Origin of the sequence: Micromonospora sp. AP08 (assembly GCF_008085935.1) — a bacterium.
GTDB classification, from domain to species: Bacteria; Actinomycetota; Actinomycetes; order Mycobacteriales; family Micromonosporaceae; genus Micromonospora; species Micromonospora chersina.
Window position 1 is genome coordinate 38637 of the sequence record NZ_VSEZ01000008.1, and the last position, 14075, is coordinate 52711.

Annotated in this window: 16 protein-coding genes; 9 read left to right on the forward strand and 7 right to left on the reverse strand. The window is 73.6% G+C overall.

Annotation, left to right across the window (positions count from 1 at the left end; translation table 11 throughout):
* Positions 1-105: 105 nt before the first annotated feature.
* From FXF50_RS15415 to FXF50_RS15430, 4 genes are all read left to right on the forward strand, one after another.
* Positions 106-1059, forward strand: a complete 954-nt coding sequence (locus FXF50_RS15415) for a cytochrome c oxidase assembly protein (protein WP_148428395.1) — start codon at positions 106-108, stop codon at positions 1057-1059.
* Between the two features lie 142 nt (positions 1060-1201).
* Positions 1202-1600: a hypothetical protein gene (locus FXF50_RS15420; RefSeq protein WP_091320070.1), complete on the forward strand. Its 399-nt coding sequence runs from the start codon at positions 1202-1204 to the stop codon at positions 1598-1600.
* A gap of 242 nt (positions 1601-1842) precedes the next feature.
* A complete protein-coding gene (trpD, locus tag FXF50_RS15425; RefSeq protein ID WP_148428397.1) occupies positions 1843-2889 on the forward strand; it encodes an anthranilate phosphoribosyltransferase in 1047 nt (348 codons plus the stop codon).
* A gap of 118 nt (positions 2890-3007) precedes the next feature.
* Positions 3008-3217, forward strand: coding sequence for a hypothetical protein (locus FXF50_RS15430; RefSeq protein WP_148428399.1), 210 nt, complete (start codon positions 3008-3010; stop codon positions 3215-3217).
* A 246-nt stretch (positions 3218-3463) separates the two neighbouring features.
* Here FXF50_RS15430 and FXF50_RS15435 read toward each other — a convergent pair whose 3' ends face one another.
* On the reverse strand, positions 3464-3889 hold the full coding sequence (locus FXF50_RS15435; protein WP_148428401.1) for a cytochrome c oxidase subunit 4: 426 nt from the start codon (positions 3887-3889) through the stop codon (positions 3464-3466).
* A 10-nt stretch (positions 3890-3899) separates the two neighbouring features.
* Positions 3900-4871 carry a cytochrome c oxidase subunit II gene (gene coxB / locus FXF50_RS15440; protein WP_148428403.1) on the reverse strand — a complete coding sequence of 324 codons (972 nt, stop codon included), beginning with the start codon at positions 4869-4871 and terminating at the stop codon, positions 3900-3902.
* Between the two features lie 171 nt (positions 4872-5042).
* Between coxB and FXF50_RS15445 the strand changes: the two genes are divergently transcribed.
* Both FXF50_RS15445 and FXF50_RS15450 read left to right on the forward strand, forming a co-directional pair.
* Entirely contained in the window at positions 5043-6194 is a 1152-nt protein-coding gene (locus FXF50_RS15445) for a cysteine desulfurase family protein (protein ID WP_148428405.1), read from the forward strand.
* Positions 6191-6418, forward strand: a complete 228-nt coding sequence (locus FXF50_RS15450) for a sulfurtransferase TusA family protein (protein WP_148428407.1) — start codon at positions 6191-6193, stop codon at positions 6416-6418. Before FXF50_RS15445 ends, FXF50_RS15450 begins: the two co-directional genes overlap by 4 nt.
* 37 nt (positions 6419-6455) lie before the next feature.
* Here FXF50_RS15450 and FXF50_RS15455 read toward each other — a convergent pair whose 3' ends face one another.
* From FXF50_RS15455 to FXF50_RS15465, 3 genes are all read right to left on the reverse strand, one after another.
* Positions 6456-7430, reverse strand: a complete 975-nt coding sequence (locus tag FXF50_RS15455) for a carbohydrate kinase family protein (RefSeq protein ID WP_148428409.1) — start codon at positions 7428-7430, stop codon at positions 6456-6458.
* 202 nt (positions 7431-7632) lie between these two features.
* Complete coding sequence (erpA, locus tag FXF50_RS15460; RefSeq protein WP_091320045.1) at positions 7633-8001, reverse strand: iron-sulfur cluster insertion protein ErpA; 369 nt, start codon at positions 7999-8001, stop codon at positions 7633-7635.
* Positions 8002-8167: 166 nt separating this feature from the next.
* Positions 8168-9328 (reverse strand): glycerate kinase, encoded by a 1161-nt coding sequence (locus FXF50_RS15465; RefSeq protein ID WP_187399686.1) that lies wholly within the window; start codon positions 9326-9328, stop codon positions 8168-8170.
* 44 nt (positions 9329-9372) lie between these two features.
* Between FXF50_RS15465 and nadA the strand changes: the two genes are divergently transcribed.
* The 3 genes from nadA to FXF50_RS15480 all read left to right on the forward strand — a co-directional run bounded on the left by nadA (position 9373) and on the right by FXF50_RS15480 (position 12847).
* On the forward strand, positions 9373-10548 hold the full coding sequence (gene nadA, locus FXF50_RS15470) for a quinolinate synthase NadA (RefSeq protein WP_148428413.1): 1176 nt from the start codon (positions 9373-9375) through the stop codon (positions 10546-10548).
* A 214-nt stretch (positions 10549-10762) separates the two neighbouring features.
* Complete coding sequence (murA, locus tag FXF50_RS15475) at positions 10763-12118, forward strand: UDP-N-acetylglucosamine 1-carboxyvinyltransferase (protein ID WP_091320033.1); 1356 nt, start codon at positions 10763-10765, stop codon at positions 12116-12118.
* A 90-nt stretch (positions 12119-12208) separates the two neighbouring features.
* Complete coding sequence (locus FXF50_RS15480; RefSeq protein ID WP_187399687.1) at positions 12209-12847, forward strand: DUF3043 domain-containing protein; 639 nt, start codon at positions 12209-12211, stop codon at positions 12845-12847.
* 68 nt (positions 12848-12915) lie between these two features.
* Here the strand turns inward: FXF50_RS15480 and FXF50_RS15485 are convergent, their stop codons facing one another.
* Entirely contained in the window at positions 12916-13224 is a 309-nt protein-coding gene (locus FXF50_RS15485) for an AzlD domain-containing protein (RefSeq protein ID WP_148428417.1), read from the reverse strand.
* A complete protein-coding gene (locus FXF50_RS15490; RefSeq protein ID WP_255510044.1) occupies positions 13218-14048 on the reverse strand; it encodes an AzlC family ABC transporter permease in 831 nt (276 codons plus the stop codon). The genes FXF50_RS15485 and FXF50_RS15490 overlap by 7 nt, the downstream gene beginning before the upstream one ends.
* Positions 14049-14075 lie beyond the last annotated feature (27 nt).

A 14075-nucleotide genomic window follows, 5' to 3' on the forward strand; every position in this document is an offset into this window, starting at 1 on the left:
GTCATTATTGCCCTTGACCGGGACCGACGATCAGCGGGGTGGCAAACCTGTGCCATCAGTGGCCCGATCGGGGTCGTCCGCTTCGCCTGACCTACCCTGAAAAGCGTGCTGCACGTCGATCCGATCTTCGCCGCCACCTCGGTGGCCCCGGCGACACTCGCGGCGGGGGGCGAGGCGGTCCCGCCGCCGTTCACCGTGGCCCGGGTCCTGACCGAGACCCGGCTGGACAGTTGGCTCGCCCTCGGCCTGGTGCTGGCCGCCGGCCTCTACCTCTACGGGGTGTACCGGCTGCGGCTGCGCGGCGACCGCTGGCCGGTGGTCCGTACCGTCTGCTTCCTCGTCCCGGGCCTGGGCGGCATCGCCGCGGTCACGGTCAGCGGGCTGGGCGCATACGACACCGCCCTGCTGTCAGTGCACATGGTCCAGCACATGGTGCTGTCCATGATCGCGCCGATCTTCCTGGCGCTCGGCGCGCCCGTGACGCTCGCCCTGCGCACCCTGCCGGTGCGCCCGCGCAAGCGGCTGCTGGCGATCGTGCACAGCCGGATCGCCCGGGTCTACAGCTTCCCCCTGGTGGCGTTCGCCATCTTCGTGGTGAACCCGTTCGCCCTCTACTTCACCGGCCTGTACGAGATCACCCTCCGGCACGAGTGGGCGCACGAGCTGGTGCACGCGCACTTCATCATGACCGGCTGCGTGTTCTTCTGGCCGCTGCTCGGCCTGGACCCGCTGCCCGGGCGCTGGCCGTACCCGGCCCGGGCGCTGCTCATGCTGCTCTCCGTGCCGTTCCACACCGTGCTCGGGCTCACCATCATGCAGAGCACCACCCTGCTGGGTGGCGACTGGTACCCGTCGCTGCACCTGAGCTGGTCCGACCCGTGGAACGACCAGGTGGTCGCCGGCGGCGTGCTCTGGGCCGGCGGCGAGTTCGTCAGCGTCACCATGCTGGCCGTGCTGGTCGTGCAGTGGATCAAGCAGTCCGAGCGCGAGGCCCGCCGCCTGGACCGCGAGCTGGACCGCCAGGAGGCCCGCCAGCGCGCCGCGGAGGCGAGCGCCTGACCACTACGACGACTCCAGCTCGGCGCGTCTGACGCCGCGCCGCGACCTGGAGCCGTCGACGGGTACGCCAGGGCCGGGCGATCGGTCGGATGTGACGCCCGCTACGATCAGCGGGCAGCTACGAGGTGGGAGCCACGTCACGATGAGCGATCGTCTTTGCACCGTCCTGCTCTACAGCGACGACCCGAAGGTCCGTGACCGGATGCGACTCGCCGTGGGCACCCGGCCCGCGCCCGGGCTCGAGATCGAGTTCGTCGAGGCCGACGACTACGCCGGCTGCGTCCGGTTGGTCGACGACTACGAGATCGACCTGCTCCTGCTCGACGGCGAGGCGAGCCCCGGCGGCGGCCTCGGCATCGCCCGCCAGATCAAGGACGACCGGGACGACGCCCCGCCGACGTGCGTGGTGCTGGCGCGCGCCGCCGACCGCTGGCTGGCCGCGTACGCCGAGGTCGACGCCACCCTGACCCACCCGCTCGACCCGGTGACCGCCGGCACCACCGTCGCCGAGCTGCTGCGGCGCACGCACGCCGCGGCCTGAGCCACCCGGCGACGACTCCAGGCCCGGCGCGTCCGACGCCGCGCCGCGACCCGGAGCCGTCGTCCCGGCGCCACGGCGACGCGGCCGTGGCGCCGACCCCGGCCATGATCCGGCCCAGGCCGGACGGCGCCGACGGACGGATGACGGCCACCAGCCATGATCCCGCCCGCCGAGCCGCCCGTCGGCCACGGACCGGATGACGGCCGCCACACCCGCTCACACCCCCGCTCGGGAGGCCCGCCATGGGCGAACGGACCTGGCCGCTTCTGCTCAACGCGCTGCTGCGCGGTGAGGAGCTCTCCACCGCCGACACCGCCTGGGCGATGGGCGAGATCATGGCCGGCTCGGCCACCCCGGCCCAGATCGCCGGCTTCGCCGTGGCCCTGCGCACCAAGGGCGAGACGCCGGCCGAGCTGGGCGGCCTGGTCGAGGCCATGCTGACCCGGGCCGTCCCGGTGACGCTGCCCGAGGAGGTCCGGGCCGGCGCGCTGGACGTGGTGGGCACCGGCGGCGACCTCGCCCACACGGTGAACATCTCCACCATGGCCGCGCTGGTGGTCGCCGGGGCCGGCGTCCGCGTGGTCAAGCACGGCAACCGGGCCGCCTCGTCGTCCTGCGGCACCGCGGACGTGCTGGAGTACCTCGGCGTTCCGCTGGACCTGGACCCGGAGCAGGTGGCCCGCTGCGTCACCGAGGCCGGCATCGGCTTCTGCTTCGCCGCCCGGTTCCACCCCGGCATGCGCCACACCGGCCCGGTACGCCGCGAGATCGGCGTGCCCACCGCGTTCAACTTCCTCGGCCCGCTGACCAACCCGGCCCGCCCGCGGGCCGGCGCCGTGGGCTGCTTCGACCCGCGGATGGCCCCGGTGATGGCGGCCGTCTTCGCCGCCCGGGGCGACTCGGTCATCGTGGTGCGCGGCGAGGACGGGCTGGACGAGTTCAGCACGGGCGCGCCCACCCGCGTCTGGGTGGCCCAGCAGGGCGCCGTCAGGGAGGCGCTGCTGGACGCGACGGAACTCGGGGTACCCCGGGCCACCCTGGCCGACCTGCGCGGCGGTGACGCGGCGTACAACGCCGGCGTGGTCCGGCGGCTGCTGGCCGGCGAGACGGGTCCGGTCCGCGACGCCGTGCTGGTGAACGCCGCGGTCGCGCTGGCCACCCAGGGCCCGCTCGACGGCGACCTGCACGAGGCGCTGCGCGCCGGCCTGGTCCGGGCGACCGAGTCGATCGACTCGGGCGCGGCCGCCGGCGCCCTGGAGCGCTGGCTCGAGGTGGCCGGCGCGCTCTGAGCCCGGGTGCCGGCCGGTTTTGTCGGACCCGCGTGCCAAACTACACGGGAGTAATTTTCCGTTTTCCGCCGATGGCGCCAGCGCCCGTCGACGGGCACCGGAGCGAGAGGAGACGCCCGTGTCGGACCGCGAGCTCTACTGCGACGGCTGCGAGGGCGTCGTGCTCTTCGAGGCGCCACCCTGCGTCGACGGGCACGACGCCGACTGCCCTGAGCTGGTCTGCACCGGCTGCGGCGCGGCCGTGCTCATCGCCACCTTCGCCTTCCCCGCGCCCCGGCTGCACCGCCGCCCCCGCACCACCCGCACCCCCCACCGCCACGCCGCCTGACCCGGGCCGACGGCGACCCAGCACGCTGACACCGCGGCGCCCGGACGGTGCCCAAGCTCCCTCGCGCGCCCTCGACGATCATGAGGTTGGCGGCGGCGAAAAGGGCGAAGCATGCCGCCAACCTCATGATCGACGCACGAAAGGGCGAGGCGGACGGCACGTCACGGCGGGAGGGCGCGGAGGCGCGGAAACGCGGAAGGCCCGCGGCCCCTGAAGGGGCGCGGGCCTTGCCGGTGGTGGGTCGGGTCAGTGCTCGGCCGTGCGGCGGGTGCCCGAGTAGTACTCGAAGAGCAGGCCGCAGGCGGCGAAGACGACCGTCACGAGGCCCAGGCCGATCAGCCAGAACTGCCAGAAGACCAGGCCGAGACCGGCGATCGAGGCGGCCAGGGCCAGGCCGAACGGCCAGTAGCTGCCCGGGCTGAAGAAGCCGATCTCGCCGGCGCCGTCGGCGATCTCGCCGTCCGGCCGGTCCTCGGGACGCAGGTCGATGCGGCGCGAGACGAACCAGAAGAAGCCGCCGCACATGGCGCAGAGCAGGAACGACAGCAGCAGCGCCACGGTGCCGATCCACTCGACCCGGCCGCCGTCACCGTAGGTCCACGCGCCGTAGAGGATCGCCGCGCCGAGGAGGAACGTCGCGATGGTGAGGAAGATCTTCCACTCGGTCTTCATGCCGGACCCCTCAGCTTCCCGCGCCGGCCGTCGCGTCGGACGGGTTGAAGTTGGCGGTGTTGCGCCGCGTCTTGAACGGCTTGGTTTCGGTGGCGTACGGGTCCTCGCCGATCGCCGAGAGCGCCTCCTGCGTCGACTTGCCGTCCTTCTTGGCAGCCAGGAACTGCTCGTACTTCTCGGGCGAGACGACCCGCAGCTCGAAGTTCATGAAGGCGTGGTAGCTGCCGCACAGCTCGGCGCAGCGGCCGACGAAGTGGCCTTCCTCGTCGATGCTGGAGACCTCGAAGGTGTTGCGGATGTTGCCCGGCATGACGTCGCGCTTGAACAGCAGCTCCGGCACCCAGAAGGAGTGGATGACGTCGCGGCTCTGCTCCTCGAACCGGATCGACTTGCCGGTCGGCAGGACCAGCACCGGGATGACCTCGCTGGTGCCCAGCACCGAGGCGACCGTGTTGGCGTCGCGGCCCTGGCCGTCGCGGTAGTTGAACTGCCAGTTCCACTTGAAGGCGACGACCTCGACGGTGACGTCGGGGTTCTTCGACTCCTTCACCACGCCGGTCTGCACCACCGCGGTGTAGTAGAAGAGCACGGAGACCACGAGGATCGGCGCGATGGTGTAGAGGAACTCCATCGGCAGGTTGTAGCGGGTCTGCACCGGCAGGGCGTTGCCGCGCTTCCGGTAGCGGATCACGCACCAGAAGATCAGGCCCCAGACGAACACGCCGACCGCGAGGGCCGCGATGCAGGACGCGATCCAGAGGTCGTACATCCGGTGCGACTCGGGGGTGATGCCGCCCTCCGGCCACCCGAAGCCGCCGAACGTCTTGCCGACGTCGCAGCCGGTGAGCAGAACCAGCAGCGCGGCTCCGCCGAGACCGAGCCCGGCGAGTCGACCGGCACCACGCCGCCGGCGCCCACCGGCCCCCGAGGAAGCGCTGTGCCGTACGGCCGACGGCCGTACCTCCGAACTCCTTGCGACCACCTGGTCCTGCCTCCCTAGCGCGCCGCGGTGATTGTTTCGCTCGACACCGACGGCAAAGGCGTCACCGACGGTCGCAGATTACTCGACCATGACGGGCCTGACCGTCTTGGGGTCACTGTCCGCCCCCATCGGGGGGATCTTGGGCGTACCGGCGCGATAGCGTCAGGCTTCATGAGCGCAAACCAGGTCTACCTGGACGCGGCCACCGCGGCCCCGCTGCACCCGGTCGCGCGGCAGGCGCTGCTGGCCGCGCTGGACGACGGCTGGGCCGACCCGGCCAGGCTCTACGGCCAGGCCCGCCGGGCCCGCCAGCTCCTCGACGCCGCCCGCGAGGCCGCCGCGCAGACCCTCGGCGTCCGCGCCGACGAGCTCTCCTTCACCCCCAGCGGTACGACGGCCGCGCACGCCGCCGTGCTCGGTGGCCTGTCGGGGCGGCGCCGGGCCGGGGCGGCGCTGGTGCACTCCGCGATCGAGCACTCGGCGGTACTGCACGCCGCGGAGCGGCACGTGGCCGGCGGGGGCGACGCGGTGTGCGTACCCGTGAACCGGGTCGGCCGGGTGGACCTGGACGCCTGGGCGGCGGCGGTGGCCGCGCCCGGGGTGGCCCTGGCCGCCCTGATCGGGGCGAGTCACGAGGTGGGCACGGTGCAGCCGGTGCCCGCTGCGGCGGAGCTGTGCGCCGAGGCGGGGGTCCCGTTGTACGTCGACGCGGCGCAGCTGGCCGGCCGGGCGCCGCTGCCGGCCGGCTGGTCGGTGCTGACGGCCAGCGCCCACAAGTGGGGCGGGCCGCCCGGCGTCGGGGTGCTGGTGGTGCGCAAGGGCACCCGGTGGGAGTCGCCGTTCCCGGCCGACGAGCGGGAGTCGGGGCGTACCCCCGGGGTGGTGAACCTGCCGGCGGTGGTGGCCGCTGCGGCGAGCCTGCGCGCGGCGGCGGCCGACGCGGCGGCCGAGGCGGCCCGGCTGGCGCCGCTGGTGGACCGGATCCGGGCCCGGGTGGCCGCCGAGGTGCCGGACGTGGAGGTGGTCGGCGACCCGGTGGACCGCCTCCCCCACCTGGTCACCTTCTCCTGCCTGTACGTGGACGGCGAGGCGCTGCTGCACGCGCTGGACCGGCGGGGCTTCGCGGTCTCCTCCGGCTCGTCGTGCACGTCCTCGACGTTGCGGCCGTCACACGTGCTGGAGGCGATGGGGGTGCTGTCGCACGGCAACGTCCGGGTGTCGCTGCACCGGGAGACCACCGAGGCGGACGTCGACCGGTTCCTCGCCGAACTGCCCGGGATCGTCGCGGGCCTGCGGGCCGAGGCGGGGGTGACCGGCCTGTGAGCGAGCCGGACGAGGTGCTCGACTGCCGGGGCCAGCGCTGCCCGCTGCCCGTGATCAATCTCGCCCGGCGGCTGCCCGAGCTGCCGGTCGGCGCGGTGGTCCGGGTGCTCGCCGACGACCCGGCGGCGGCCGTGGACATCCCGGCCTGGTGCCGGATGCGCGGCCAGGAGTTCGTGGCCGCGCATCCGGAGGGTCCGGGCTACGACGTACGCCGCACCCACTGACCGGGCCGGCGTTCGGATCCGCCGGGCCGCGGGCCGGTCACTGGAGGTGCGGGCGGACGTCCTCGGCGGCGGCGTCGCCGTACGACTCGGCGAGCCGCTTGATGAACAGGTCCCGGCGGACCTCGTACTCCTGGCCGCCGAAGTTCTCCAGCACGAGGGTGGCGAGCAGGCAGCCGACCTGCGCGGCGCGCTCCAGGCCGACGCCCCAGTTGAGCGCGGCGAAGAAGCCGGCCCGGAAGCCGTCGCCGACACCGGTGGGGTCGACGGCTTGGATCTCGCGGGCGATCGGCACGTGGATGGTCCCGACGTCCCGGCCGGCGATCTCCACACCCTGCTTGCCCAGCGTGGTGACCCGCACCTTGACCCGGTCCAGCAGCTGGGCGTCGGTGAGCCCGGCCTTGCTCTGGAGCAGCGACTTCTCGTACTCGTTGGTCATCAGGTAGTCGGCGCCGTCGACCAGGCCGAGCACGTCCGCGCCGTCCATCCGGGCGAGCTGCTGCGACGGGTCGGCCACGAAGGCGTACCCGCGCTCGCGGCACTCGGCGGAGTGCCGGATCATCGCGGCGGGGTCGTTGGCGCTGACCAGCACCAGGTCGAGGCCGCCGAGCCGCTGCGCCACGGGGGCCAGCTCGATGTTGCGGGCCTCGCTCATCGCGCCCGCGTAGAACGAGGCGATCTGGCACATGTCGGTGTCGGTGGTGCAGACGAAGCGGGCCGTGTGGGCGATCTCGCTGACGTGCACCGAGTCGCAGTCGACGCCGTGCCGCTCCAGCCAGGACCGATAGTCGGCGAAGTCCGCCCCGACCGCGCCGAGCAGCACCGGGCGGAGGCCGAGCTGGGCCATGCCGAAGGCGATGTTCGCGGCGGTGCCGCCGCGCCGGAGCACCAGCTCGTCGACGAGGAAGGAGAGCGAGACCTTGTCCAGCTGGTCGGCGATGAGCTGGTCGGCGAACCGGCCGGGGAAGCTCATCAGGTGGTCGGTCGCGATCGAGCCGGTCACGGCGATCTTCATGTCAACCCTCGTGGTCGGGAGCACGGCGCGGGTCAGCCTACCGGTCGCCCCGCCCGCCCGGACGGGGTCGGTCGCCAACCGGCCGTCCCCCGCACATCCGGACGTCACCGCCCGGACATCCGCGTCGGGCACGAAAAACGGCGGGACCAGCCCATGAGGGATGGTCCCGCCGTTCCGGGCAGGCGTCGTGGGCCCGGTCGACTCAGCTGAACGAGTCGCCGCAGGCGCAGGAGTTGCCGGCGTTCGGGTTGTCGATGGTGAAGCCCTGGGCGTCGATCCGGTCGGCGAAGTCGATGGTGGCGCCGGCCAGGTAGGGGGCGCTCATCCGGTCGACGACGACCTCGACGCCGCCGAAGTCGGTGACGACGTCACCGTCGAGCGACCGCTCGTCGAAGAACAGCTGGTACCGCAGGCCGGAGCAGCCGCCCGGCTGCACGGCGACCCGGAGCCGCAGGTCGTCACGGCCCTCCTGCTCGATCAGGGCCTTGACCTTCTGCGCCGCGACGTCGGTGAGGACGACGGTGCTGGGGGCCTTGGCCTCGGTCGACTCGGTCTGCGCTGGCGTGGTCACGTGGAAGTCTCCCTGCGCGATATGGGGTCCGGACGCACTGGCCAACGCCGCACGTCCGCCAGTGATTCCCGGTGTGGTCCAGATCCGATCGTACGCCGCTCCCACCGAGGTCACCCGGCGGCGTGATGACGGACTCGCCCCGGTCGGCGGAGGTCGTCCGGTCGGCTCAGCGGCTCCACTGGCCGGCGAGCCGGGCGCCGAGCGCGCGCAGGCCCTCGGCCGGGCGGCTCATCGCGGCCTCCACTCCCCCGCGCTCCTCGCCGCCGAAGTGCTCCACCAGGCTGTGCGCCTCGGTGACACCGGCGGCGGCCGCCTCCCGCCGCCCGGTGCTCACCCGGCCGGCCAGCACCACGCAGGGCACCCCGCGGTCCCGGGCGGCCCCGGCCACCCCGGCGACCACCTTGCCGCGCAGCGACTGGTGGTCGAAGGAGCCCTCGCCGGTGATCACCAGGTCGGCGGCGTCCAGCGCGGCGTCCAGGCCGATGGCCCGGGTGACCAGGCCGATGCCGGACTCGCACCGGCCGCCGAGCGCGAGGACCGCCGCGCCGAGGCCGCCGGCCGCGCCGCCGCCGGGCAGCGCGCCGAGCCCGGACGGGCAGCCCGGCAGGTCCTTCTCCAGCACCCCGGCCCAGCGCTCCAGCGCGGCGTCGAGCAGCAGCACGTCGGCGCGGGTGGCGCCCTTCTGCGGGCCGTACACGCTGCTGGCGCCGTGCAGCCCGAGCAGCGGGTTGTCGACGTCGGTGGCGGCGACCAGCGCCGCGCCGCGCAGCCGGGGCGCGCCGTCCAGCGCGGTCACCGCGGCGAGGGCCGCCCCGCCGTACGGGAGGGCCCGGCCGGCCTCGTCCAGCGGGGTGACCCCGAGCGGGGTGAGCATCCCGGCGCCGCCGTCGTTGGTGGCCGAGCCGCCCAGCCCCACCACCACCGTCCGCGCTCCCGCCTCGACCGCGGCGGCGACCAGCAGCCCCAGCCCGTACGAGGTGGTCGCCTTCGGGTCCCGCTCGGCGGCGGAGAGCAGGTGCAGGCCGCACGCCTGGGCGCTCTCCAGGTACGCCACGCCGTCGTCGGTGAGCAGGATCTCACCGGCGGCGGGCCGGCCCAGCGGGTCGACCGTGGGCACCGGCAGCAGCCGGCCGCCGAGCGCCTCGGCGAGCACGGCGACGAACCCGGGACCGCCGTCGGCCAGCGGCCGGATCAGCAGCTCGTCGGCGGGGGCCACCGTCCGCCAGCCCTCGGCCACCGCGGCGGCCACCTCGTGGGCCGGCAGCGTGCCGGCGAACTTGTCCGGGCAGAGCAGCACGCGCATGCCGAGCAGTGTGGCAGGCCACATCCGTGACGGCCGCGCGGCCGTCGGCCTGTGGGACCATGGGTGACGTGACTTCGACCTGGGTTGAGCCCTCCAACACCGCCACTGCGCTGCTGCTCCTCGGCCGCGGCAGCGACCCCGCCACCGAGCGTGGCGTGGAGTGTCCGGGTGACCTCCCCGCGCCGAGCGACCCGGACCTCGTGGCCCGGGCGGCCGCGGCGAAGGCCGCGCTCGGCACGAAGGTCTTCGTGCTGGGCCACCACTACCAGCGCGACGAGGTGATCCAGTTCGCCGACGTGACCGGCGACTCGTTCAAGCTGGCCCGGGAGGCGGCGGCCCGCCCCGACGCCGAGTACATCGTCTTCTGCGGCGTGCACTTCATGGCGGAGAGCGCCGACATCCTCACCTCGGACCGCCAGAAGGTCATCCTGCCCGACCTCGCCGCCGGTTGCTCGATGGCCGACATGGCGGTGCTGTCGCAGGTCGAGACCGCCTGGGACGTGCTGACCGAGCTGGGCATCGCCGCGGACACCGTCCCGGTCACGTACATGAACTCCTCAGCGGACATCAAGGGCTTCGTCGGCCGGCACGGCGGCGTGGTCTGCACCTCGTCGAACGCGAAGCGGGCGCTGGACTGGGCGTTCGAGCAGGGGCAGAAGGTGCTCTTCCTCCCCGACCAGCACCTGGGCCGCAACACCGCCGTCCTGGAGATCGGCTTCTCGCTCGACGACTGCGTGCTCTACGACCCGCACAAGCCGAACGGCGGGCTCACCCCGGAGCAGCTGCGCGACGCCAAGATGATCCTCTGGCGCGGGCACTGCTCGGTGCACGGCCGCTTCACTCTCGACAGCGTCAACGACGTGCGCGAGCGGGTGCCGGGGGTCAACGTGCTGGTCCACCCGGAGTGCCGGCACGAGGTCGTCAACGCCGCCGACCAGGTGGGCTCGACGGAATACATCATCCGGACCATCGAGGCGGCCCCGGCCGGCTCGGCGTGGGCCGTCGGCACGGAGCTGAACCTGGTCCGCCGGCTGGCGTTGGCCCACCCGGACAAGCAGATCATGTTCCTCGACCGGGCGGTCTGCTACTGCTCGACCATGAACCGGATCGACCTGCCGCACCTGGTCTGGGCCCTGGAGGAGCTGGTCGCCGGCCGGGTGGTCAACCAGATCACCGTGGACCCGGACACCGCCCGGCACGCCAGGGCCGCGCTGGACCAGATGCTCGCCCTCCCGGGCTCCTGATCACCCTTGGTCACATCACTGGTACGGAAACGCACCGGAATCCCCGGTTCGTGCCCTCGCTGGTGATGTGACCGATTCCATTTTCGTCACGGAGGGCTATGCTGCCGGGGCGACAACGCACGCGGACCGTTTTGACCGGGCCGCCATTCGGGTAGCGATGCAGATCGTGCACCCCACTCATCTACACGGCAGCACCAACGCGCTGGAGGTTGCGTTGACCGACGACGTCCTGGTCGTACACGGAGGCACCCCGCTCGAAGGGCGGATCCGCGTGCGCGGCGCGAAGAACCTCGTGTCCAAGGCGATGGTCGCCGCCCTGCTGGGCGACACCCCCAGCCGGCTGTTCGACGTGCCGCGGATCCGGGACGTGGAGGTCGTCCGCGGGCTGCTGGGCCTGCACGGCGTCAAGGTCAGCGACGGCGAGGAGGACGGCGAGCTGGTCTTCGACCCGTCCAACGTCGAGAGCGCCAGCACCGACCAGATCAACGTGCACGCCGGTTCCAGCCGCATCCCGATCCTGTTCTGCGGCCCGCTGCTGCACCGGCTCGGCCACGCCTTCATCCCGGACCTCGGCGGCTGCCACATCGGCCCGCGCCCGATCGACTTCCACCTCCAGGCGCTGCGCGAGTTCGGCGCGACCGTGGAGAAGACCCCGGAGGGGCTGCACCTGTCGGCGCCGAACGGGCTGCACGGCACCAAGTTCGCCCTGCCGTACCCGAGCGTGGGCGCCACCGAGCAGGTGCTGCTGACCGCGGTGATGGCCGAGGGCGTCACCGAGCTGCGCAACGCGGCGGTCGAGCCCGAGATCATCGACCTGATCTGCGTGCTGCAGAAGATGGGCGCGATCATCAAGGTCCACACCGACCGGGTGATCGAGATCCAGGGCGTGAAGCGGCTCAGCGGCTACACCCACCGGCCGATCCCGGACCGGATCGAGGCGGCGAGCTGGGCGGCGGCCGCGCTGGCCACCCGGGGTCACGTCGAGGTGCTGGGCGCCCAGCAGGCCGACATGATGACCTTCCTGAACATCTTCCGCTCGGTCGGCGGCGAGTACGAGGTGACCGACCTGCGCCCGCCGCGCGGCGGCCGGCCGGGCCAGGAGGGCGGCATCCGGTTCTGGCACCCGGGTGGCGAGTTGAACGCCGTGGCGCTGGAGACCGACGTGCACCCCGGCTTCATGACCGACTGGCAGCAGCCCCTCGTGGTGGCGCTCACCCAGGCCCGTGGCCTGTCGATCGTGCACGAGACCGTCTACGAGCAGCGGCTCGGCTACACCGAGGCGCTCAACACGATGGGCGCCAACATCCAGGTCTACCGGGACTGCCTGGGCGGCACCCCCTGCCGCTTCGGCCGGCGCAACTTCAAGCACTCCGCGGTGATCGCCGGCCCCAGCAAGCTGCACGCGGCCGATCTGGTCATCCCGGACCTGCGGGCCGGTTTCAGCCACCTCATCGCGGCGCTGGCCGCCGAGGGCACCTCCCGGGTGTACGGCGTCGACCTGATCAACCGGGGCTACGAGGACTTCGAGGCCAAGCTGGCGGACCTGGGCGCGCACGTCGAGCGTCCCTGACGTCACACACCACTTGTTGCTACGACAACTCCAGCTCGGCGCGTCTTTCGCCGCGCCGCGACCTGGAGCCGTCGGCCCGGTGCACCCGCGATGTGCACCGGGCGCGGCTGGTTGGCTACCCTTGCCGGCGTGCCGTCGCTGTTTCGCCGTAAGCCCACCGACCTGGTCGAGGAGTCCGTCACCTCGGTGACGACCGACGAGGCGCCCGCCGCTGCCCAGCCCCGGGGCTACACGCCCGCCAAGGGACGCGAGACCCCGAAGCGCCCGGCCGCCGGCCGGCGCCCCGCCGGGCCCGCGAAGCCGCTGACCAAGGAGGAGGCCCGGGAGCAGCGCCGCGTGGCGCGCGCCGAGTCGGCGGCCGAGTTCCGGCGCGAGGGCGGCCCGCGCGACCGGGGCCCCGAGCGGCTGCTGGCCCGCAACGTGGTCGACTCCCGGCGTACCGTGGGCACCTGGTTCTTCGGTGGCGCGCTGATCGTGCTGGTCGGCTCCAACCAGGCGATGCCGCCGATCGTCCGGCTGCTGTCGAACGTCCTGTGGGGCGCCCTGGCGCTCGGCGTGGTGATCGACTCGGTGCTGATCTCGCGGAAGATCAAGAAGCTGGTCCGCGAGCGCTACCCGAAGAGCACCGAGCGGCTCGGCTCGCTCTACTTCTACGCGATCATGCGGTCGATCACCTTCCGCAAGATGCGTGCCCCGGCGCCGCGGGTGAACATCGGCGACAAGATCTGACCGGGCCCGCCTGACGCGACCTGGAACCGGCCCCTTCCCGCTCCGGCGGGGAGGGGCCGGTGTCGTCGTCAGGCCACCCCGAGCAGGCGCAGCAGCGCGGTGGTGCCCGCCGCCGCGACCACGACCAGCACGAAGGGCGCCCGCCGCGCGGCGAGCAGCAGGCCGACCAGCACCCCCGCGGGCCGGGCGTAGCCGGCGAAGCCGCCGGCCTCGGTCAGCGCGGCGGTGGCGGCGAGGGCGGCCAGCAGCGCGGCGGCGCCGACCGGCAGCAACTGGCGGGACCACTCCGGCAGTTCCAGCCGGTCGCGCAGCAGCACCCCGGCGACGCGGAAGCCGTAAGTGCCGGCGGCCAGGGCGAGGATCACCGCGATCAGCACGACGCCTCCCCGGCCCGCACGACCCGTACCGACTCGTCACCGTCCGCCGGCCGCCCACCCGGGTCGTCCGGCACGACGTGGGGGCCACCGGGGCCGTCCGGGCCGGCGCTGTGGGTGTGTGGCCCGGCGCCCGCGTCGTCCGGCGCGGCGGTCGCTCGACGGCGGGCCAGCAGCGGCAGGACCAGGGCGGCGAGCGCGAGGAGCACCGGCAGCCCGGCCGGCAGCAGCGGGGTGGCCAGCACGGCCAGTCCGGCGCCGGTGAGCGCCACCCGGCGGGTCTCCCGGTCGCGCAGGCTGGGCAGCAGCAGGGCGGCCAGTCCGGCCGGGAAGGCGGCGTCGAGCCCCAGCGCGGCCGGGTCGCCCACCGCGCCGCCGGCCAGCACGCCGAGGCCGGTCCCGGCGTTCCAGGCCAGGAAGAGCAGCACCCCGGCGAGCCAGAACGCCCGCCCTCGCCCGGGCCCGGCGGGGCGTGCGAGGGCGAACGCGGTCGCCTCGTCGGTCATGAGGTGGCTGCCGAGCAGCCGCTGCCAACGCCGGGGGCCCAGGGCGCCGCCGAGGGCCAGGCCGAACGGCAGGTGCCGGGCGTTGAGCAGCAGGCCGGCGAGGACCGCCGCGAGCGGGCTGCCGGCCGCGACCAGGCCGACGGCCATGAACTGGGCGCCGCCCGCGTAGACCAGCACCGACATGGCGAGGGTGGCCCAGGCGGGCAGGCCGGCGGCCACCGCCACGGCGCCGAACGACGCGCCCACGGCGACCATGGCCGCCCCGATGGCGGCGACGTCGCGGAGCACGCGGGCGTCGCCCGTTCGATATGCCGTACGCATGGTCCATTATCCTGAACACAAGGACCG

Bases quoted from the DNA above. Each gene is read 5' to 3' on its own strand.
- trpD (WP_148428397.1), top strand. From the start codon at position 1,843: ATGGGCGAACGGACCTGGCCGCTTCTGCTCAACGCGCTGCTGCGCGGT.
- FXF50_RS15455 (WP_148428409.1), bottom strand. From the start codon at position 7,430: ATGAAGATCGCCGTGACCGGCTCGATCGCGACCGACCACCTGATGAGC.
- FXF50_RS15490 (WP_255510044.1), bottom strand. From the start codon at position 14,048: ATGCGTACGGCATATCGAACGGGCGACGCCCGCGTGCTCCGCGACGTC.
- FXF50_RS15480 (WP_187399687.1), top strand. From the start codon at position 12,209: ATGTGCACCGGGCGCGGCTGGTTGGCTACCCTTGCCGGCGTGCCGTCG.
- FXF50_RS15445 (WP_148428405.1), top strand. From the start codon at position 5,043: ATGAGCGCAAACCAGGTCTACCTGGACGCGGCCACCGCGGCCCCGCTG.
- FXF50_RS15465 (WP_187399686.1), bottom strand. From the start codon at position 9,328: ATGTGGCCTGCCACACTGCTCGGCATGCGCGTGCTGCTCTGCCCGGAC.
- FXF50_RS15420 (WP_091320070.1), top strand. From the start codon at position 1,202: ATGAGCGATCGTCTTTGCACCGTCCTGCTCTACAGCGACGACCCGAAG.
- FXF50_RS15435 (WP_148428401.1), bottom strand. From the start codon at position 3,889: ATGAAGACCGAGTGGAAGATCTTCCTCACCATCGCGACGTTCCTCCTC.